The organism is Acidithiobacillus marinus (genome assembly GCF_002847505.1).
Lineage (GTDB): Bacteria > Pseudomonadota > Gammaproteobacteria > Acidithiobacillales > Acidithiobacillaceae > Acidithiobacillus > Acidithiobacillus marinus.
The window spans coordinates 19560-39709 of the sequence record NZ_MXAV01000035.1 but is presented as its reverse complement, the minus strand read 5'-3'; the positions used below and the strand labels follow the sequence as shown (position 1 = coordinate 39709).

Genomic DNA, 20150 nt, shown 5'->3' with positions numbered 1-20150 from the left:
CTGTTCAAGAAAATCCTTCCGTTTCATCCTCTAACGGATGGGGAATCACTTGCACCTGGGTAATGCGCGGACCTTTCTTGCGCAATACCAGCACATCAAAATCGGAAAAATGCACCCGCTCGCCCTCCTCCGGGACTCTGTCCAGTTGTCGCATGACCAGTCCACCGATGGTATCTGCCGCATCCTCGTCAATATCCCGATCCAGACAGCGCTCCAGAGAGTAGAGGGAAAGACTGCCCGAGCCCACCCAACTACCATCCAGGCGCCGCTGCCATTCCTTGCGCTGGTGCCGGAACTCATCGGGAATGACGCCGAGGAGACTCTCCAGAACGTGGTCCAGGGTCACAAAGCCGGTGATAGTACCCAGATCATCCACCACTAGGGCAAAATGCGGGTGACCGGAACGGAAATGACTGAGCAGATCCATAGCCGGCAAAGCTCTATTCACCGCAGGCAGGGGGCGCAGTAGATTCTTGAGATCGCCCAATCCCCCGTGGCGCGCCAACCGCGCAAAAGCATCCTTGACATGCAGCAGGCCGATGACATGCTGGCGGTCACCCTCGCAGACCGGATAGCGGGTGAAACGATGGCGCAACATCAGTGTCCGGGTTTCTGCGGGACTGTCTTCGCGCATCAGACAAATCATATCCGCAGCGGGGCGCATCAAATCGCCCGCGGTCAATTCGCTGAATTCTAGGGTCCGATCAAGAATATCGCCCGTGCGTTGCCCCAGCGTTCCCTGGGCCTGGCTGAGGGCCAGAATCATGGCCAGTTCATCCCGGGAATGGGGCGCATCGCCGGCATGTTGATCAAGACGCAGAGCAAACACCCGCAAGACAATGCGCGTGGCCCCGTTGAGTATCCAGATGGCCGGGTACATCAGCCAATAAAAAGCGTAAAGCGGCGCCCCCGTCCACAGGGACACCGCCTCCACTTTGCGGATGGCCAGGGATTTGGGTACCAGTTCGCCAATGACGATGACGACAAAGGACACCAATGCAAAACCCAGGGCCAGCGCGACAGACTGAAGAATAGCAGGATTGCTGACGCCGAAAAAACCCAGTATGGGTTCCAGCAAACGGGCCATGGCCGGCTCACCAATCCAGCCAATACCCAGAGAAGCAAAAGTAATGCCCAACTGGGTAGCCGACAGGTAGGCATCGAGCCGACCATGCATCCGCACCAGAATGCGGCCCCGCAAGCCATGCTCCTGGGCTAGAGTGCGCGCATGGGTACTGCGCAAACGGACCAGAGCAAATTCTGCCGCCACAAAAAATCCATTCAGCAAAATCAAGAGGGCTGCAAGCAGCAGCCCATTGGCTTCAGTCACCGGAGTAAGTCCTCACATGCGGCAACCCGCTCCAGTCCACTTCATTCATCACTGGCAATGAGCTGCTCCAGCCCGGCAAAACTTTGGACCACATCATTACTGGGCAACGTAATGCCTAACTGCCGTGCGATCTGGCTGATAGAAAAAATACCGCGAATTTCAGTACCGTGGGGTGTTTCTTCGCGAACCAGGGCATGCTGACGACCGGCCTTGCGCAGGGTGAGGACAATATCCCCCACCGAGGAACGCTCCACTTCCGGCAAATCAAGTGCATCAATCTGCTCCAACGGCACCATCACATTCTGGACATGAATATTTTCACGGGCGATGTGTTCTTCGGCAGCCAGACGTACCGGTTTTTCGCCCATGATATCTCTTGCGGTAATCAGACCCACCAGAACACCCAATTCATCCAGAACAAAGAGCAGGCGGACTCCCATATGAATCATACGCAGCATGGCCTGATCAATACTGGCTTCGGGCTTGATGGACGCTGCCGGTACTCGCCGCAAATCGGTCATGCTTTTCAGTGCCGGAGCTTCCGGCGCAAGACTCAGGGGCAAGCCATCATCAAACAGACAGACACGGGTATCGGGCTGGAGGCCATGACGTTGTAAGGCACGGAATCTTGTCATCTCTTTATCTCCGTCGGTAAAGTAAAAGGAAACAGCGCACTATCCACTCAGCATAGCGCAAATCAGGTCGTGATAGTGGCAGCGGCAAAACCCCGGTGCAGATCATCCTGAAGATCATCCACATGCTCCAGCCCGACGCTGATGCGCAGTAAGCCATCGCCCAGACCGGCTGCGGCCCGGACTTCGGGGCTGACTCGGCTGTGCGTAGTGCTGGCGGGATGGGTAATGGTGGTTTTGGTGTCCCCCAGGTTCGCCGTCAGAGACAGCAGCCGCAGACCATTGACGAAGCGCCAGGCCGCGTCTTGTCCTCCCTTCAGGTCAAAGGACAGGATGGCCCCGGGACGACTTTGTTGCTGCGCCGCCAGCGCCTGTTGGGGATGACTGTTCAGACCCGGGAAATACACCCTTTCCACTTCCGGGCGGGCGGCCAGCCATTCGGCTATCTGCTGGGCATTCTGACAGTGCTTTTCCATGCGCAAAGCCAGGGTTTCCAGACCCTTGAGCTGCACCCAGGCATTAAAGGGGCTCAAGCTCGGTCCGGCAGTGCGGACAAAATTACGTGGGCCATTATTCAACAGGGCATTGCTGCCGCAAACAGCCCCCCCCAGGGTTCTCCCCTGCCCATCCAGATACTTGGTAGCAGAATGCAGTACCAGATCCGCGCCGAATTTCAGGGGTTGCTGCAAGGCCGGGGTACAAAAACAGTTATCTACCACCAGCCAGGCGTCATGGGCATGGGCCAGATCAGCCAAAGCTTTCAGATCACCAATTTCCGTCAAGGGATTGGACGGTGTTTCCAGAAACAATAGCCGGGTTTCGGGACGAATGGCGGCCTTCCAGGCATCCAGATCCGCCAGGGGCACATAGGTGGTCTCGACGCCAAAACGACTGAGAATGGTACTGAGCAGTTGCAGTGTCGTTCCGAAAATGGACCGCGAGGCGACAATATGATCGCCTGCTTTCAATAAGCCCATGAACGCAGTCATACAGGCAGCCATCCCCGATGCCGTAGCCACACAAGCCTCGGCACCTTCCAGAGCGGCCAGACGTTCTTCGAAAGTGCGTACTGTCGGATTGGTGAAACGCGCGTAGATGTTGCCCGGCGCCCTTCCGGCAAAGCGTTCTGCCGCCTCCTCTGCTGATCCAAATACAAAACTGGATGTCGGAAAAATCGCCTCGCTGTGCTCCTGCTCCTGGGTCCGGTGAATACCGGAACGAATGGCCAGGGTTTCGGGACGGAGTTGTGCGCTCCAGTCTGTTTCGTCTGAACTCATTTCGCCTCCTTGAGTAAGTGCAACTGACGGGAGCCATGCCCTTCAGGGGTAGGTAAAGGATAATCATCGCTGAAGCAGGCATCGCAAAAACCCTTGTCCTGCGATCCCACAGCCGCATAGAGCGCCTCCAGGCTGATGTACCCCAGGGTATCAGCACCGATGATTTTGCGCACTTCCTCAATGCTGTGCTGGGCGGCAATCAATTGGGAACGATCCGGTGTATCAATGCCGTAGTAACAGGGACCGGTGGTCGGTGGTGAACTCACCAGAAAATGTACTTCCCGGGCGCCTGCAGCACGGACCAGGTTGACGATTTTAGCACTGGTCGTACCCCGCACAATTGAATCATCCACCAGAATCACCCGCTTGCCATGCAATATATTGGGTTGGGCATTGAGTTTGACCTTGACGCCAAAATCCCGACCGCGCTGGGCGGGCTGAATAAACGTCCGGCCCACATAATGATTACGGATCAGGCCCAACTCAAAGGGCAGCCCGGAGGCTTCCGCATAACCCATGGCGGCTGCGACCCCGGAATCGGGGACGGGGACCACCACATCGGCTTCGCGGGGATGCAGACGGGCCAAGGCCTGACCAATGCGTTTACGGGCAGAATACACATGGGTGCCGTCCAGAACGCTATCCGGGCGGGCGAAATAAATATATTCAAAAACACACATCCGGCGCTCGGAAGCGGCAAAAGGCTTGCGACTTTCGATGCCTTCCCGGGAAATGATGATGAGTTCACCCGGTTCGATATCGCGCACAAATTCGGCGCCCATCAAGTCCAGCGCGCAGGTTTCTGAGGCCAACACGAAACCGCCGGAATCAATCAGCCGCCCAAGCACCAAGGGGCGGAAACCCATAGGGTCGCGCACGCCGATCAAACGGGTTTCGGTGAGACAGACCAGGGAGTAAGCTCCCGATACCTGTTTCAGCGCGGCCGCCAAGCGGGTACCGGGGTCATCTCCGGACACCCGGGCCAGCAGATGAACGATGACCTCGGTGTCCATATCGGTATGAAAAATGGCCCCTTCTTGCTCCAGGCGAACCCGCAGCTCATCGGCGTTGACCAGATTCCCATTATGCCCGACTGCAAAAGCGCCATGCCGGTAGTTGATAAAAATCGGTTGGGTATTGCGCAGTACCGAGCCACCCGCCGTGGAATAGCGGACGTGACCGATGGCCTGTTCGCCGGGTAACTTACTGATCTGCTCCAGTCCGAACACATCCGCTACCCGGCCCATACCGCGCTGGACAAAAAGCTTGCCCTGATCCTCCGAAACAATACCGGCGGACTCCTGACCGCGATGCTGCAGGGCATAAAGACCCAGGTAAGTCAGATTGGCAGCTTCCGGATGCCCGAAAACGCCGATCACTCCACATTCATCGTGAAAATGATCATCTTCTATGCATTGCTCTTCCCAACGTTCAATGTGCAATTTTCTGCGACTCCAAATAGGACAGGGCTGGCGCCGTCAATGATTGTGACCAGTGTTTTATGGGCTCCTGCGCCAGCCAGGAGTTTTTCCACCAGGACTCACGAGACAAATCGGAAGATTGTACCAAGGTGACCAGAATAGCGATCAGCACCAAACCCCGCAAAAACCCGAAAAAGGCCCCCAGAAACCGGTCGGTTGCTCCAAAGCCAATGCCGTATAATAACTTACGCACTACAAAAGCGCACAGGGTTCCGAGCACCAGACAGGCAAAAAACAAAATGAAGGAAGCCAACGGCGTCCGCCATCCTGCGGGGATATCATGGGACAACTGCGGAGCTAGCCAGCTACCGCCCCAGGTCCAGGCCACATAAAAACCGCCAACCCAGGCCGCCAGGGAAAAAAACTCGCGCAGCATGCCCCGAAAAAGCCCCCAGAGTGCAGAAAGCAGCACCAGGCCGACAACCACAATATCCAGCCAGTAACTCATGAACCCGGATTTTCCAGCCAGTGGCGGGGCAACTGATTAACCAGATGAAAGGATCCGAAACAGACGATGATATCCTCTGCCGATAACTGTCTCCCCAGCATCTGCATCAGTGTTTGCATATTATTCCCAAGCTCCACCTGCTTCGCCCCCAGTTCCTGCAAGCAATCGGCCAGATGCGCGGCGCGCGCGGCGCGGGGCGTGTCGGTAATTTCCAGAACATGCCAGATTTCTACCGGCTTGATCAAGGATTGCAAGGTACCGGGAATGTCCTTATCTGCCAGCATGGCCACAATAGCGTGGCAGCGGCCTTTGGAATGTTCCCGCCGCCCGGCCAGCAGCCCTGCCAGTTGTGCTACAGCCTGGGGATTGTGGGCGACATCTACAATCAGGCGAGGCCCATCCGCCCCCCAGGGCCGCAGCTCCTGGGTCCGGCCTGACAAAACAGGACGAAGCTGCCATTCACTCAAGGCACTCGCGGGCACCGCTAACTTTGGCTGCAAAACAGTGACGGCGGCCAGGGCCAGCGCCAGATTCTGCCACTGACCAGCGCCCGCCCAGACGGGCTCGGGCATGGGCAATATCTGCCCGAAACCTTGCCAGCGGCGCGGTTGCACCGAAAAATCAAAATCACGCCCGAGGAGATATAATGGTACATGCTGCTGTGCGGCGCTTTCCAGCACCGTGGCACAGGGATTTTCTCCATCGCCGTAGAGAGCGGGCACTTCAGGTCGAAATATGCCAGCCTTTTCCCGGCCAATGGACAGGCGATCCGGACCTAGCCAGTCCTGGTGATCCAAATCCACCGTGGTGATGATACTACAGTTGGGGGTGAATGCGTTTACGGCATCCAGGCGCCCACCCAGCCCCACTTCGAGAATCGCCAGATCGACCCGGGCTGCGCATAATATTTTCACCGCCGCCAGCGTAGTTATTTCAAAAAAAGTGAGGGCAACGCTGCCCGCCAAGGCAGCAATTTCATCCAGCGCCTCTGCCCAGACCCTGTTGGGGGCAACAAGGCCATTCAGCCGCAGGCGTTCGTTGAAAGTCCAGATATGTGGACTGGTATAGGCGGCGACGCCATAGCCCGCCTGACGATAAAAGCTCTCCAAGCAGGCGACCGTGGAGCCTTTGCCGTTGGTCCCGCCCACTATGATCACCGGCATGGGCAAACGTTCAGAGATATTCAGCAGCTGCATGGCGGCGCGCATGCGCTCCAGACCCAGGACCATATGCTCCGGGGGCCCGGCCATGCGGATCACTCGCTCACTGAGGACATCCGTCAAAGCACTATCCTGCTGCCTGAACGGCTCAAAGCTCAGGCATGGCTACTGGACTGGGTCAGCATACCAAGAATTTCACCAATGACCTTGCGTAACTGACGTCGATCGACAATCTGATCAATAGCGCCATGTTCCAGCAAATATTCGGAGCGCTGAAAACCTACCGGCAGTTTCTCGCGAATGGTCTGCTCAATGACTCTGGGTCCGGCAAAACCAATGAGGGCCTTGGGCTCGGCAATGAGCACATCACCGAGGGTCGCGAGACTCGCCGAAACTCCGCCCATGGTCGGATCGGTGAGCACCGATATGAAGGGCAGCCCCGCCTTGGCCAGACGCTCAACAGCTGCCGAGGTCTTGGCCATCTGCATCAGTGACAGCAAGCCTTCCTGCATTCGCGCTCCACCGCTGGCCGAAAAGCAGACCAGGGGGCAACGCTCCACCAGAGCCGTTTCCGCCGCCCGGGCAAAACGGGCGCCGACCACCGAACCCATGCTCCCGCCCATGAATTCAAAAGCAAAAGCCGCTGCAACAAGCGGTCGGCCATCGAGCAAGCCGCGCATCACCACCAAAGCATCTTTTTCGCCCGTCTTGCTTTGGGCTTCCTGCAAACGCTCCTTGTAGCGCTTCTGATCCTTGAAGCGTAGAGGATCGACAGGAATAAACTCCTTGGCGATTTCCAGACGTGGCTCGGCATCCAGAAAAAAATCCAGACGCTGCCGCGCGGTAATGCGCTGATGATGTCCACAATTGGGACAGACAAATAAATTTTCTTCGAGTTCAGTCCGATACAAAACTGCCTGGCAGGTTGAACACTTGGACCACAGCCCCTCTGGAACCGTGCGTTTGTTTTCCGCTGACTGGGGCTCCGGAGTGGGATTTTTTTTGATTTTGGGCGGTAATACCCGGTCAAACCAACTCATGAGGCACTCCGATTATTGGACGTGACCGCTGCCAGATCCTGCAAAAAACTATGCGCCACGCGCAGAGCTGCCTGATCATCCTGGCAATCTGCCAGTTTTTCCACTAAAGCGCTCCCTACCACGACCGCATCGGCACCTTGAGCGACCCGCGCTACAGTTTCGGCATCACGAATTCCAAAACCGATAGCGACTGGCATGGCCAACTCCTGGCGCAGGCCGCGCACGCGCTTCAGCACTTCCTCCCAGTTGGACTGGGCTGCCCCGGTAATACCGCGCAGGGACACGTAATAAACAAATCCGCTTCCCAGTTCTCTGACTGTTCGTACCCGCTCTGCCCCGCTGGTAGGGGCCAGCAGAAAAATGGGATCGATACCCCGCGCTTTGAGCAAAGCCGTCTCATCGTGTGCTTCTTCAGGAGTGAGATCCACAATAATGACTGCATCTACACCAGCCTCTGCGGCCAACTCCGCAAAAGTCGCCATGCCCATGGCTTCCAGGGGATTCAGATATCCCATGAGAATTACCGGAGTATGCGAATTACTGCAGCGAAACTCCCGCACCCATTCCAGCACCATGCGGAGTTTTACCCCACGGGCGAGCGCGCGTTCGCTGGCCCGCTGAATACTGGGACCATCGGCCATGGGGTCGGAAAAAGGCATACCCAACTCAATGGCATTGGCACCGGAAGCCACCAGGGTATGCATCAAGTCTACGGTAACCGTCAGGGATGGATCACCGGCGGTAATGAAAGGAATAAGGGCAGCCCTGTTTTCCTGCTGCAAATCGGCAAACATGGTGGCTAGACGGCTCATAAATGTATGCCCTCCAGCGCTGCTACGGTATGAATATCCTTGTCACCCCGACCCGATAAATTGACGATAATGCTCTGGTCCGAGCGCATGCTAGGTGCCAAAGCAAAAGCATGGGCCAGGGCGTGGGAAGTTTCCAGCGCCGGAATAATGCCTTCCGTACGACAGAGCTGGTGGAATGCCTGCAAGGCTTCCTGATCCGTAGCGGCTACATATTCGGCACGGCCAATATCCTTCAGGTAGGCATGCTCTGGTCCCACACCAGGATAATCCAGTCCTGCAGAGATCGAATGGGTCGGCAGAATCTGCCCATCTTCATCTTCCATCAAGTAGGTGCGGTTACCATGCAAAACACCCGGTTTTCCCGACGTCAACGGAGCAGCATGCTGTCCCGTACTCAGACCCAGCCCACCGGCTTCCACACCAATCAGGCGCACGGACTGGTCATTGATGAAAGGATAGAACAAACCGATGGCATTACTGCCACCGCCCACACAGGCCACGCATACATCGGGCAGACGTCCGGTCAGTTCCAGACACTGGGCCCGCGCCTCATCGCCAATCACTCGATGAAAATCCCGGACCATGGCCGGATAGGGATGGGGACCTGCCACGGTACCTATCACATAAAAGGTGTTATCCACATGGGTGACCCAGTCCCGCAACGCCTCATTCAGCGCATCTTTGAGGGTGCGGGTACCACTGGTGACAGCCGCCACCTGGGCACCCAGCAAGCGCATCCGGAAAACATTGCTGGACTGCCGCTGAATATCTTCTTCGCCCATGTAAACCAGACACTCCATCCCATAGCGGGTAGCCACTGTGGCTGTGGCAACCCCGTGCTGCCCCGCTCCGGTTTCAGCAATAATCCGTTTTTTCCCCATACGTCGCGCCAACAGCGCCTGGCCCACAGCATTATTGATTTTATGAGCCCCCGTATGATTGAGGTCTTCCCGTTTCAGGTAAATCTGGGCTCCACCCAGCATCCGGGAGATGCGTTCAGCGTGATACAAGGGATTCGGACGACCGACAAACTGACGTAATTCACTGTGTAATTCGGCCCTGAATTCGGGATCGGCCTGGGCTTCCTGATAAGCCTGGTTCAATTCATCCAGCGCTGGAATCAGCGTTTCCGCCACAAAGCGCCCGCCATAGGGACCATAATGTCCCGATGCATCCGGCAATGTATAGTTGTCCATATTTTCTCCTCAAAGCCCTTGCAATCGCGCCATAAACTCAGCCATTTTGTCATGATCTTTGCTCCCCGGCGACCGCTCCACACCGCTACTGACATCCACCCCATAGGGCTGTGCTATCCGCACCGCTTCCTGGACATTATCTGCCTGTAGCCCTCCCGCCAGAATCAGCGGCTTATCCAGTTCCGGCAATCTCCACCAGGCAAAACGCTGTCCCGAACCACCCCACTGCCCCGGTACTGCGCAATCCAGCAGCAGGCCCTGGGCATCATGATAATCGTCCAGCGGATGGCGCAAATCAGTTTCGCCAGTCACCCGCAACACTTTCAGGTAAGAACGCCCAAAGCGGCGACAGAACTCCGGGGTTTCATCGCCGTGAAACTGGAGGATATCCAGAGGACAATGTTCGAGAACCTGTTCTACCCGGGCTGGATCGGCGTTCACGAAAAGCCCTACCGAACTGACAAAGGGGGGTAATGCCTGAAGCATCTTCCGCGCCTGGGTAATGCTCACTGCGCGTGGACTTTTCTCATAAAAAACCAGACCAATGGCGTCCGCACCCGCCCGGGCTGCTGCCCGGACATCGTCTGCCTGCGTTAAACCACAAATTTTGACTCTTACCATCAGTGCATTCTAACACCGCCATGGGGATAAAGCATGAGTCTGAAAACGGCGCTCAGTTGGGATGATTTTTGCGACTTTGGCTCGCGCCGTTCGCTTATTCGCCCGTCAGAAATCCGGCATCTACCGCATCCACCGGCAGGGCAAATGCATCGGGATATCGGGGTGCGACAAAATAAAGTCCGCCTGGGGGAGCGGTTACGCCTGCCTGACAGCGGTCCCGGCTGGCCAGTACGGTAGCTGCCCACGATGGAGGCTGGTCACCACGTCCAACAACCATCAGCACACCCGCCAGATTGCGCACCATGTGATGCAAAAAACCATTGGCTTCTGCATCGATGGCAATCAACTCACCACGCTGACTGATCGACAGTTGCTGCAAATGGCGTACGGGATTTTTGGCCTGACAGGAAGAGGCCCGAAAGGCCGAAAAATCATGAGTGCCCAGTAATAAATTTGCAGCCGCCTGCATCGGCTCAATATCCAGGTGGCTGTATATCCAAGCGGTATGATGCCGCCATAGGGCGGATTTTTCCCGGCGATTCATCATCACGTAACGATAGCGCCTGGCTGTAGCCGAAAAACGGGCATGAAAATGGCTGGGAACCGGCTGCGCCCAGCGCACGGCGACACCATCAGGTAGGTAGGTATTGGTGGCGCGCACCCAGGATTCTGCAGAGCGTTGTACCGGGGCATCAAAATGCACCACCTGACAGAGGGCATGGACACCGGTATCCGTTCGCCCGGCCACGGTCACCGTAATGGGCACTTGCGCCAGCCGACTCAGTGCTTCTTCCAATGACTGTTGCACGCTGGGCTGCCCTGACTGACGCTGCCAACCACAAAAGCCATTTCCATCATACTCAATGCCCAAGGCCCAGCGATTGCCGGGCCTTGGGTCAGCGATCAGAACGTCTGCAGACAAGATTACAAGTCTTCGAGCATTTTCTGGGCTTCTTCGCGCTGGGTGCTACTGCCTTCCTTGCTCACCTCTTCGAGCAGATCCCGCGCGGATTCACTATCGCCCATTTCTACATAGGCTTTCGCGAGGTCCAACTTGGTACCAACGGCATCCCAATCATCGCTTCCAGCTGAACTGGATGCATCGGCAACAAAGGGTTTGGGTGTTTCGTGGAACACTTCGGGCTCTAGTTCGGGCTCTGCCTTTGCTTCGACATTGTGTTCCACAGAGGGTGTAGAAGCCGGCGCAGACTCTTCTTCAAAGGGTGTCAACCCAAAAGAAAACGGCAAGGTATCTTCCGCATGGGCATTTTCAGTTTCTTGCGCTGCGCCAGACACATGAGTAGTAGCTACTGTATCGATACTGGCCGGTTCTGCGTGCCCTTGTTCCTCATCAATCAGCCGGAATTGCTCGTTAATATCGTGCATCAGGCGGTCTTTTTCTTCTGAAGGGAAGGCATCATTGCCGGATACCGGCTCGGCCTTTTCCTCATCGTGCGAAAACTGAAAGTCCAGCTTGTCTCCGGCGTCCGCTTCGGCAGCAACCGGTGTTTCCCGGACTGCGTCCACAGAGTCTTTCACGGCAGAGGGTCTGGCCGTTTCAGTCACTTCAGCTTCAGGCTCCGAGACAAACAAGGCATTTCCCGGAAAAAGACGTGCGCCCTGGGCAGCCACTTCCTGCCAGGCGGCATTGTGTGGTCCGAATCGGCCACGCATGCGTTCTGCCAGATCCAGATAATCTGTATGGCGATCCAGGGTCGCGTACATATCCAGGAGCTTGACGTACAGCTCCTTACGGCGAGGGTTCTCATCCAAAGCCTCATTCATGACGGTAATGGCCTGTTCGGATTTGCCATAGGTCAGATAAAGATCGGCTTGTTCGATAGGATCAATTTCCATCACATCATCATGATCAGAGCCGGGCGACGTTACGGGGGCCTGATCGGCAGCCACAGCTGCCCGCTCCAGATCTTCGGGAGCTGTCGTAATCACCGGAGTCACTGCAGAGGAGACAGGAGGGGCACTCACTGCTGCAGGTTCAGGATCCGCGTGAAATGCTGCAACAGGGGCCGCAACAGGGGCTACAACGGGCGCAGGGGCAACCGTCGGTGCAGGCGTCACTGAAGCAGGTACAGGTGCAGCCTGAGGCTCTGCAGCCGACTTGGGTTTGGCATTATTCAAGGCAGACAGGCGCTGTGATACCTCGCGCTGACGCCGCTCGGACTCTTTCTGGCGGCGCAGCATCCAGATGAAGAGAATCAGAAGCAGCAAATTTCCACCCAGAGAAATCAACAGGGGAATATTGCTCAACAGGCTATTATTCGCACTATTGCGTGATAGCGTCGCCAGTTGCATACCCTGATTAGCCAGAAGACGTTCTTCGGCACTCAAGCGCTGGCCAAGACCGCTGACCTCCGTTTTGAGTTTCTGGTTTTCTGTTTGTAACGCCAGGGTATTTGCCGCCAGAGCTGCTGGGTTGGAAGAGCTGGTAGAAGCACTGACCGAAGCGGCACTGGCTGGCGCGCTGGACAAGACCAAATGGGTAGCACTTTCAGTAGGACTGGTCGTAGTTTTCACAGGCTGCAGCTTTTTATTGGCTACAGGGGTGGAAGCCTGCACGGCTTTATCGACGGCTGCCGGATTTACACTTCCACCACGACTTTGGGAAGCCAGCCATGCGGTGGCCTGAGCGGGTGCCATTGCCTGCACCTGCGTCAGACTTGGCAAGTTCAGCATACTTCCCGCATACAAATAGGTGGGGTTGGCATTTTTGAATGCTTGTGGATTAGCCTTGACCACTGCAGACATGACCTGATCCAGCGTCACCGCATGACTATCGGTAATGGATCGCGAGATATCATACAAAGAGCTGTTTAGCGGAACCGGGCCATAGCGACTGACGCGAGACCAGCCATGATATAGCCTGTCCGGAACAGAAGCCCGGGAAGCGGGTGCAGTTTCCGGCTCACTCGACGCAGTCACTGGCATGCTGGCAACCGGACTGGCCAAAGGCGAAGCTACAACAGCATTGGTATTACTGGCGGTGTACTCGCGCACCAGCTGACCGCCCGACCAATCCAGCTGGACCAGAAAGTGCAGATGCGGCTGGCTCACCGGCACAGGACTGGAAATCAGGATGGCCGGCTGGTCGCCTCGACGCACCGTAAATTGCCAATGTTCCAAGGACGCAGCCTGGGGTAAATTGATCATGGCAAAAGCACTGGCTGGTGCCAGGCTGGCATTCAGACTGGAAGCCGCCTGGGGAGTCACAGATTGTATGGCTATTTCCGCCCGAAAGGGCTCTCCAGGAGCAGAAAGAACCTGCAAAGATCCCAAACCCAGCGCCTGGGCCATACCTGGAAGTATCAAGCCCATCCCGGCCATGGCCCATAACCAATTCTTTCTCTCCATTGTTGTTTCCTCTTTTTCTATAGCGCAAGCGTACCGCGAAGAGCCAGCTTTGGCCCGTAATGTCCCTATAAATAGTCGCGAATCAATATCTCTGCAATCTGTACGCTGTTCAAGGCTGCGCCCTTGCGAATATTATCGGAAACCACCCAGAAATTAATGCCTTTATCGTGAGAACAATCCCCACGAATACGGCCCACATAGGTCGTATCTTGTCCGGCGGCATCCAGTGCCGAAGGCCATAAAGACTTCTCCTGATTATCCACCACCGTCACCCCCGGGGCTTTTTCCAGCAAAGCACGCACGGCCTCCGGGCTAATCCGGTCGCGGGTCACCACATTGACGGCCTCGGAGTGTCCATAAAATACTGGTACCCGCACACAGGTGGCGGTCAGGGCCACATCGGGAAGCTCCAGAATTTTTCGGGTTTCCCACAGCATTTTCATTTCTTCTTTGGTATACCCATTATCCTGAAACACATCGATTTGCGGCAGGCAGTTAAAGGCAATACGCTTGGGGAATACATCGCAAACTGCTTCTTCGTGACGAAACAGCGCCATGGCCTGCTGGCCGAGTTCTTCAATGGCACGCTTGCCTGCGCCACTGACCGCCTGATAAGTCGACACCACCACCCGCTCAATGCCTACCGCATCGGCAATGGGTTTCAAAGCCAGCAACATCTGGATGGTCGAACAATTGGGATTGGCTATAATGCCGCGATTGACATAATCCCCAATCCGCCGGGGGTTCACCTCCGGCACTACCAGGGGAATATCATCGTCATATCGATACTGAGAGGTGTTGTCGATGACCACACAGCCCGCGTCGGCGGCCTTGGGCGCAAATTGGGCACTGACCTTCGCACCCGCAGAAAACAAACCAATATCCACCTGGGACCAGTCAAAATCTGTGGCGTCCCGGACCAGTATCTGCTTGCCGCGAAATGGCAAACGCCCCCCCGCAGAGCGGCTACTGGCCAGCAGATAGAGATTATCGACGGGGAAGTTCCGCTGCTCCAGAATTTGCATCATGACTTCGCCGACGGCACCCGTTGCCCCCAGCACTGCCACGTTGTAATGGGATTTTTTCATAACCGACTTCCTCAGAGTTGCAAGGCTTGAACGACCGCCTGACCCATGGCGCGGGTGCCGATCACGGCTTCTCCCGGTGCGGCAATATCCGCCGTGCGCAAGCCGGCATCCAGCACTTTCTGTACCGCCATCTCCACCCGCTGTGCCCATTGTTCGGCACCCAGAGAATGACGCAGCATCATGGCGATAGACAAAATGGTCGCCAGCGGATTGGCTTTATCCTGGCCGGCAATGTCCGGGGCGGAACCATGAATGGGTTCATACATGCCCCGCCCCTCCCCCAGCGAGGCCGAGGGCAACATGCCGATAGAGCCAGTCAGTTGACTGGCTTCATCCGAGAGAATGTCGCCGAACATGTTCCCCGTCAGCAGCACATCAAACTGGGCAGGGGCACGAATCAGCTGCATTGCCGCATTATCCACGTACATATGAGTCAAACTGACATCGGGATATTCCGGGGCTAATTCCGTCACGACTTCCCGCCACAGGCGGGTAGTTTCCAGCACATTCGCCTTGTCCACTGAACACAGCTGTTTGCGGCGACCCTGGGCAGCCTTGAAGGCGACATGGGCAATCCGGCGGATTTCGTCCTCGTCATAAACCATGGTGTTGTGGCCGCGCCGCTTGCCATTGACGATCTCTACTCCCCGGGGCTGACCAAAGTAGATGTCACCGGTCAGTTCCCGCACCACCAGAATATCCACATCCTGCACCAGTTCCGGGCGCAAGGGCGAGGCACTCAACAGTTGCAGAAAAATCTGCGCAGGCCGTAAATTGGCGAAAAGATCCAGATGCTTGCGTAAACGCAGCAGACCCTGTTCGGGACGCTTGGCCGGGGGCAGATTATCCCAGCACGGCCCACCCACTGCACCGAGAATGACTGCATCAGCCGCCATGGCCAGCTGCAGGGAGGCTTCCGGCAGGGGATCATCGGCGGCATCCAGAGCTGCACCACCGACCAGTCCATCCGTACATTGCAGTTGCAAGCCAGCAGCCTGATCCACCGCATCCAGCACCAGCCGCGCGGCGTCGACAATCTCGGGACCAATCCCGTCACCCGGGAAAATCGCTATTTTTTTCATGCCAGATCCTTTTTCAAGACAATACGAATTATAAAGGGGTTTTCGGTTCCCGGATGCGGATTCTCGGGGATATGATTGAGAGGATAAACACCCGCGCCCAGAGCCGATGGATCCGCTTCGACAATAGCCAGCTGCTCGACATCGGCCTGGCCCGGATCGCGGAGAGTAAATTGCACTCCGGCTACGTCCTCGCGCTTGCGCGCCGCATCGATATACATGCGCCGGGTGATTTCACTATGGAGCACCTTGAAAAAGCGCACCACGTTTTCCAGCTCCACGCCAAAACGGGACTGCAGTCCGTGACTTTCTTCCAGACGCCGGGCACTGACCCGGGGAAGATCGCGCAGGAACTCTCCATTCCGGGCGGCATCCAGCAACAATTGCCGCAATTCACCATTTTCCGGGAGTTGCGCAAACCCATTATAATGCAGAACAAACAGGGCCTCAGGCAGCGGTAATTCTGCGACCCTTTCCTGATTGGGAATACCTGCATCCACGACCACCCCACGGGGGGGAACCGTCGGTCCCGACCTACCCCGCAACCAATCCCACATACCTGCTCCGGGTTTTACTTGTCAGATAATTGTGGAAGGATAGCATAGGCTTTTATGACAGGGCAGCCGCCAAAGCAAATGTGCAAACAGCAAAATAGTTTTTCCCTTCTGCCGGTAAGCGGCCTGATTCTGGCGGGCGGAGCAGGCCGACGGATGGGTGGAGTCGATAAAGGCTGGGTTCGCTGGCACGGCAGCACATTGATAAAACAAGCTATTCACATAATACAGGCGGACAGTACAGAGATTCTGATCAGTGCCAATCGTCATCTGGATCAATACCGGGCTTTGGGTCACAGGGTCATTACCGACGCCAACAACGGTTTTGAAGGTCCCCTCATGGGCTTGAGTGCTGGGCTTGCCGCCGCCCGCGAGGACTGGGTGGCCAGCATTCCGGTGGATAGCCCGCTCCTTCCCCCTGATCTGCTGCGCCAGCTGTGGCAGGCCAAAATGGACAAGGATCTGGTAGTGGTTAGCAGCGATACCGGCTTACATGCCGTAGTCACCTTATGTCATCGGCGTCTGCTGCCGCACCTGCAACACTATCTGGATCAAGGTGGCCGCAAGGCCCAGGGCTGGTTCCAGGACCTAAATTACGCAACCCTGTATCTGGATGAAGCCCTGCTGCGCAACTGCAACAGTCCCGAGGATCTGCCATGAAAACGATAGGAGTGGTAGGATATAGCGGCAGCGGAAAAACCAGTTTGCTCTGCGCATTGATACCCTTACTGCAAGCCAAAGGATTACGCATCGCCGTGGTCAAATCTACGCACCATGAGGTGGACTGGGATACTCCCGGTAAAGACAGTTACCGCCTTCGCGAGGCGGGTGCCGAAGCCGTTCTCTTACAAGGCCCCCAACGCTGGTTTACGACCTTTCGGGCGCCAGAAACTGCAGACCTGGAAAGTATGACTGCCGCTCTGCCCAGCTCTGCCGATTTGCTATTTCTGGAAGGAAACAAGGGATTACCCATACCCAAAATAGAGGTGCATCGCCCTTCTTTGCAAAAACCCTTGCTGGCTCTGGAAGATTCGCAGATCATCGCCGTCGCCAGCGATACGGCCTTATCCACCCATTGTCCGGTAGTGGACCTCAATAGTCCCCAAAAGATTGCCGAATTCATCTACAGCTGGATACACGAGGAACCCTGAATGGCGCACTGCTGCAGTGATAATGAACATGATCCCCTGGCGAAAAGCGTGGAAGAGGCCAGAGCCAGCATTCTTGCGGCCAGCCCCGCCCTGATGGATACGGAAATATTGCACCTGAGCGACGCTCTGGGCCGTGTGCTGGCGGAAGACCTGCGGGCGGCGCAACCGGTGCCCGCCTGGCCCAATTCCGCCATGGACGGTTACGCTCTGCGCAGCGCCGATGGCGAGGCCCCCAGACGACTGATCGGCCACTGTTTCGCCGGTCACCCCTTCACCAGCCCAGTCGGCCCCGGTGAGTGCGTACGAATCATGACTGGCGCCGTCGTCCCTGAAGGCGCTGATAGTGTGCTGATTCAGGAACTCGCCGAGGTCCACGATCAACAGATCATCCCCCAGCAACGCCCCCAGGCGGGCGCCAATATTCGTCAGGCTGGCGAAGATTTGCAGGCCGGTGCCCTGGCACTGCAGGCCGGCACCCTGTTGCGTCCTGCCCAGCTGGCTCTGCTGGCCAGCCTGGGTATTTCGGAAGTGAAGGTGTTGCGGCGCTTACGGGTCGCTTTTTTCTCCACTGGTGATGAACTGCGCCCCCTTGGAAGCACCCTCGCAGCCGGGCAGATTTATGATAGCAATCGCTATGCCCTGCGGGGCATGCTCCAGCGCCTAGGCTGCGAAATATATGATCTGGGCCGGATTGCCGATGATCCCGAACGTCTGGAGGCCGCCTTGCAACAGGCTGCCGGAATGGCTGATCTGGTCATCAGCACGGGCGGCGTTTCGGTCGGTGACGCCGATTATATTGCCGAACTGCTGGGTCGTATGGGCAGCATTCATTTCTGGAAAATGAACATGAAACCCGGTCGGCCACTGGCCTTCGGCAAGCTGGGAGAGGCGACCTTTTTTGGCCTGCCCGGCAATCCAGTGTCCACCATGGTGACTTTTTACCAGTTCGTACGGCCCTGTATCCTCAAGCGCATGGGCAGCAATGGACCCTGGACAGCCCCTGTCCTTAAACTGCCTTTGGCCCATACCCTCAAGAAAAAGCCGGGAAGAACCGACTTTCAGCGCGGGGTGCTGGTCTCTGGAGAAAATGGTCTTGAAGTCGCTGGAGTTGGCCAGCAGGCTTCGCATATCATGAGCGGCCTCGCCCATGCCGACTGCCTGATCATCCTCGCCGCTGAGGCCGAAGACGCCCCGGCCGGGAGCCTCGTGGATGTGCAGTTGCTGGAAGGACTCGTTTAAGTTTCTGGGCCCTTCAAGTGTCTTTCCGGTCTATTATGGTCAATCATAATCAATCCCGGCCATGACGCGGCTCGTATCGGGTGGAATGGCTCAGATGAAAACGAAAATTGTCGGCATACAACTTCTGTAACGCAGGATTTCCTCTGAAAATCAGCATATTTTCGGCATTAGCCTGCTCCGCCGCCTTACTGAAATTGAAACTGCCGGTAACCAGCGTGTCAGAGTCGATGACCATGACCTTGTTATGGGCAATGGCATGCTGGTCATCAATAAATACCGGCACGCCCTGATTCGCAAAAAAATCTGCGACAGAATACTTCTGGGTACGCTGACTCTTATCCAGCATCACCTGCACATCCAGCCCCCGGCGCGCCGCCTGCAATACCGCCTTGGCGATGGGCGCGCTGGTAAAACTGTAAGCCTGCACCCAGATCCGCTGCCGGGCTGCGCCCAGGGCTGCGACGATGGCCGCCGTCGCTCCGCCCGGTGGCGAAAAAGCCACTTCTATTGTCCCTTGCGCCGGGACCGTGACTGGCGAACGGGGCATGGTGGCTGTGGCCATGGACCACTGCGCCTCACCCCAATGCACAACCTGTTGCCATAAGGAATCATCTGCCGGAGCCTGCAACGGAATACAAATAATGGTGCAGAACAATATCACGCGCTGGATTAGGCCAGGGATGGACATCATGGAATTTACGCTCAGTCAATTTTTAGGGAAAGATAAAACGAAGTGGGCTGTTCGCCAAGAGGGTCACCATAAACACGTTTATCGACAGGTCCGGTATCACTGTTTAGACTGCAGATATTGATTTCAATGTCGACAAGCCCGGATGCCTCCATGCCCCCTGAAGATCAAGCCCTAGCCACCGGTAGCGAAGCACGACGTTTTGTGCGCGCCTATCATAATGGATCCCTGTGCACCCTCTCCAAAAAACTGGAAGGCTATCCCTTCGCTTCAGTCAGTCCTTTTGTGCTGGATGACAGAGGCAATCCCCTGATTCTCATATCCAACCTGGCAGAACATACCAAAAATATCGATGCCGACTCCCGAGTGAGCCTGCTGGTACAACCCTGCTCCCCAGACATGCAGGCTGCCGGCAGGGTCACACTGACCGGTCGCGCCACCCGGCTACCCGACAAAAACGCTTTTGCTGATCGTTATCTGCGCTATCTCCCCCAAGCCCGGGATTACTTTGCTGCCCATGATTTCTATTTTTACCGGATCGCCGTTGAATACATCCGCTACATTGGCGGCTTCGGCAAAATTCACTGGGTTCGACCTGAACATTATGCGCCGCCACCCAGCGATGCGCTGGTGGCGGCAGAAGCGGGCATTATCGCCCATATGAATGCTGACCATCGTGATAACCTACGCGACTATTGTCGGCATCAGTATGCCCTGGATGTTTTCGAGGTGGAAATGGTGGGCATGGATTATGATGGCTTTGATCTGCGCGCCGACGGTACACTGCTGCGCTTTGATCTGCCCGACCCCGTCACCAATGCGCAGGAAGCCCGCAAGGCCCTGGTTTCACTGGCACAGCAGTGTCGTGAGAGTGTTGATAAAAATGCTCAGTAGATCCAGATCCCACACGGTGTTTCGCCCTTGAAAATCAGGTACTTTTGCCCACCTTGCCAATCCTATTGAAAAATACGTAGAATCAAAAAAA

The 20150-nt window shown here is 56.4% G+C and carries 20 protein-coding genes; 4 read left to right on the top strand and 16 right to left on the bottom strand.

Annotated features, from left to right (window positions below):
* Positions 1–4 precede the first annotated feature (4 nt).
* The 15 genes from B1757_RS09475 to B1757_RS09405 form a co-directional block, all read right to left on the bottom strand.
* Positions 5–1330, bottom strand: coding sequence for a hemolysin family protein (locus tag B1757_RS09475; RefSeq protein WP_101538080.1), 1326 nt, complete (start codon positions 1328–1330; stop codon positions 5–7).
* Between the two features lie 41 nt (positions 1331–1371).
* Positions 1372–1965 (bottom strand): CBS domain-containing protein, encoded by a 594-nt coding sequence (locus B1757_RS09470; RefSeq protein WP_101538079.1) that lies wholly within the window; start codon positions 1963–1965, stop codon positions 1372–1374.
* 62 nt (positions 1966–2027) lie between these two features.
* The gene (locus tag B1757_RS09465) at positions 2028–3239 is read right to left on the bottom strand and encodes an O-succinylhomoserine sulfhydrylase (RefSeq protein WP_101538078.1); all 1212 of its coding nucleotides are present in this window, start codon (positions 3237–3239) and stop codon (positions 2028–2030) included.
* The gene (purF, locus tag B1757_RS09460; RefSeq protein ID WP_101538077.1) at positions 3236–4681 is read right to left on the bottom strand and encodes an amidophosphoribosyltransferase; all 1446 of its coding nucleotides are present in this window, start codon (positions 4679–4681) and stop codon (positions 3236–3238) included. The genes B1757_RS09465 and purF overlap by 4 nt, the downstream gene beginning before the upstream one ends.
* Complete coding sequence (locus B1757_RS09455; protein WP_101538076.1) at positions 4671–5168, bottom strand: CvpA family protein; 498 nt, start codon at positions 5166–5168, stop codon at positions 4671–4673. Before B1757_RS09455 ends, purF begins: the two co-directional genes overlap by 11 nt.
* Positions 5165–6451 carry a bifunctional folylpolyglutamate synthase/dihydrofolate synthase gene (locus B1757_RS09450; protein WP_253253796.1) on the bottom strand — a complete coding sequence of 429 codons (1287 nt, stop codon included), beginning with the start codon at positions 6449–6451 and terminating at the stop codon, positions 5165–5167. The genes B1757_RS09455 and B1757_RS09450 overlap by 4 nt, the downstream gene beginning before the upstream one ends.
* A 32-nt stretch (positions 6452–6483) precedes the next feature.
* A complete protein-coding gene (accD, locus tag B1757_RS09445) occupies positions 6484–7368 on the bottom strand; it encodes an acetyl-CoA carboxylase, carboxyltransferase subunit beta (protein WP_101538075.1) in 885 nt (294 codons plus the stop codon).
* Positions 7365–8180: a tryptophan synthase subunit alpha gene (gene trpA / locus B1757_RS09440; protein ID WP_101538074.1), complete on the bottom strand. Its 816-nt coding sequence runs from the start codon at positions 8178–8180 to the stop codon at positions 7365–7367. Before trpA ends, accD begins: the two co-directional genes overlap by 4 nt.
* A complete protein-coding gene (gene trpB / locus B1757_RS09435) occupies positions 8177–9376 on the bottom strand; it encodes a tryptophan synthase subunit beta (protein WP_101538073.1) in 1200 nt (399 codons plus the stop codon). Before trpB ends, trpA begins: the two co-directional genes overlap by 4 nt.
* 9 nt (positions 9377–9385) lie before the next feature.
* Positions 9386–9997: a phosphoribosylanthranilate isomerase gene (locus B1757_RS09430; protein ID WP_101538072.1), complete on the bottom strand. Its 612-nt coding sequence runs from the start codon at positions 9995–9997 to the stop codon at positions 9386–9388.
* A gap of 94 nt (positions 9998–10091) precedes the next feature.
* The gene (gene truA, locus B1757_RS09425; RefSeq protein WP_101538071.1) at positions 10092–10919 is read right to left on the bottom strand and encodes a tRNA pseudouridine(38-40) synthase TruA; all 828 of its coding nucleotides are present in this window, start codon (positions 10917–10919) and stop codon (positions 10092–10094) included.
* Positions 10920–10921: 2 nt separating this feature from the next.
* A complete protein-coding gene (locus B1757_RS09420) occupies positions 10922–13366 on the bottom strand; it encodes a motility hub landmark protein FimV (protein ID WP_101538070.1) in 2445 nt (814 codons plus the stop codon).
* A gap of 65 nt (positions 13367–13431) precedes the next feature.
* On the bottom strand, positions 13432–14454 hold the full coding sequence (locus B1757_RS09415; protein WP_101538069.1) for an aspartate-semialdehyde dehydrogenase: 1023 nt from the start codon (positions 14452–14454) through the stop codon (positions 13432–13434).
* Positions 14455–14465: 11 nt separating this feature from the next.
* On the bottom strand, positions 14466–15536 hold the full coding sequence (gene leuB, locus B1757_RS09410) for a 3-isopropylmalate dehydrogenase (protein WP_101538068.1): 1071 nt from the start codon (positions 15534–15536) through the stop codon (positions 14466–14468).
* Complete coding sequence (locus tag B1757_RS09405) at positions 15533–16090, bottom strand: hypothetical protein (protein ID WP_101538067.1); 558 nt, start codon at positions 16088–16090, stop codon at positions 15533–15535. Before B1757_RS09405 ends, leuB begins: the two co-directional genes overlap by 4 nt.
* A gap of 78 nt (positions 16091–16168) precedes the next feature.
* Between B1757_RS09405 and mobA the strand changes: the two genes are divergently transcribed.
* From mobA to moeA, 3 genes are read left to right on the top strand one after another with little or no spacing between them, the layout of a single operon-like run.
* A complete protein-coding gene (mobA, locus tag B1757_RS09400) occupies positions 16169–16747 on the top strand; it encodes a molybdenum cofactor guanylyltransferase MobA (RefSeq protein ID WP_101538091.1) in 579 nt (192 codons plus the stop codon).
* Positions 16744–17238: a molybdopterin-guanine dinucleotide biosynthesis protein B gene (mobB, locus tag B1757_RS09395; RefSeq protein ID WP_101538066.1), complete on the top strand. Its 495-nt coding sequence runs from the start codon at positions 16744–16746 to the stop codon at positions 17236–17238. Before mobA ends, mobB begins: the two co-directional genes overlap by 4 nt.
* Positions 17239–18477, top strand: a complete 1239-nt coding sequence (moeA, locus tag B1757_RS09390) for a molybdopterin molybdotransferase MoeA (RefSeq protein ID WP_101538065.1) — start codon at positions 17239–17241, stop codon at positions 18475–18477.
* Positions 18478–18526: 49 nt separating this feature from the next.
* Here moeA and B1757_RS09385 read toward each other — a convergent pair whose 3' ends face one another.
* The gene (locus B1757_RS09385) at positions 18527–19168 is read right to left on the bottom strand and encodes a phospholipase D family nuclease (RefSeq protein WP_253253794.1); all 642 of its coding nucleotides are present in this window, start codon (positions 19166–19168) and stop codon (positions 18527–18529) included.
* 150 nt (positions 19169–19318) lie between these two features.
* Between B1757_RS09385 and B1757_RS09380 the strand changes: the two genes are divergently transcribed.
* Entirely contained in the window at positions 19319–20059 is a 741-nt protein-coding gene (locus B1757_RS09380; RefSeq protein ID WP_101538064.1) for a HugZ family pyridoxamine 5'-phosphate oxidase, read from the top strand.
* The last annotated feature ends 91 nt before the right edge of the window (positions 20060–20150 follow it).

Coding starts and splice junctions, on each gene's coding strand:
- B1757_RS09430 (WP_101538072.1), bottom strand. CDS start 9,997: ATGGTAAGAGTCAAAATTTGTGGTTTAACGCAGGCAGACGATGTCCGG.
- B1757_RS09405 (WP_101538067.1), bottom strand. CDS start 16,090: ATGTGGGATTGGTTGCGGGGTAGGTCGGGACCGACGGTTCCCCCCCGT.
- B1757_RS09385 (WP_253253794.1), bottom strand. CDS start 19,168: ATGATGTCCATCCCTGGCCTAATCCAGCGCGTGATATTGTTCTGCACC.
- B1757_RS09420 (WP_101538070.1), bottom strand. CDS start 13,366: ATGGAGAGAAAGAATTGGTTATGGGCCATGGCCGGGATGGGCTTGATA.
- trpA (WP_101538074.1), bottom strand. CDS start 8,180: ATGAGCCGTCTAGCCACCATGTTTGCCGATTTGCAGCAGGAAAACAGG.
- B1757_RS09415 (WP_101538069.1), bottom strand. CDS start 14,454: ATGAAAAAATCCCATTACAACGTGGCAGTGCTGGGGGCAACGGGTGCC.
- trpB (WP_101538073.1), bottom strand. CDS start 9,376: ATGGACAACTATACATTGCCGGATGCATCGGGACATTATGGTCCCTAT.
- B1757_RS09380 (WP_101538064.1), top strand. CDS start 19,319: ATGCCCCCTGAAGATCAAGCCCTAGCCACCGGTAGCGAAGCACGACGT.
- mobA (WP_101538091.1), top strand. CDS start 16,169: ATGTGCAAACAGCAAAATAGTTTTTCCCTTCTGCCGGTAAGCGGCCTG.
- B1757_RS09455 (WP_101538076.1), bottom strand. CDS start 5,168: ATGAGTTACTGGCTGGATATTGTGGTTGTCGGCCTGGTGCTGCTTTCT.
- B1757_RS09470 (WP_101538079.1), bottom strand. CDS start 1,965: ATGACAAGATTCCGTGCCTTACAACGTCATGGCCTCCAGCCCGATACC.
- B1757_RS09465 (WP_101538078.1), bottom strand. CDS start 3,239: ATGAGTTCAGACGAAACAGACTGGAGCGCACAACTCCGTCCCGAAACC.
- accD (WP_101538075.1), bottom strand. CDS start 7,368: ATGAGTTGGTTTGACCGGGTATTACCGCCCAAAATCAAAAAAAATCCC.
- leuB (WP_101538068.1), bottom strand. CDS start 15,536: ATGAAAAAAATAGCGATTTTCCCGGGTGACGGGATTGGTCCCGAGATT.
- mobB (WP_101538066.1), top strand. CDS start 16,744: ATGAAAACGATAGGAGTGGTAGGATATAGCGGCAGCGGAAAAACCAGT.
- moeA (WP_101538065.1), top strand. CDS start 17,239: ATGGCGCACTGCTGCAGTGATAATGAACATGATCCCCTGGCGAAAAGC.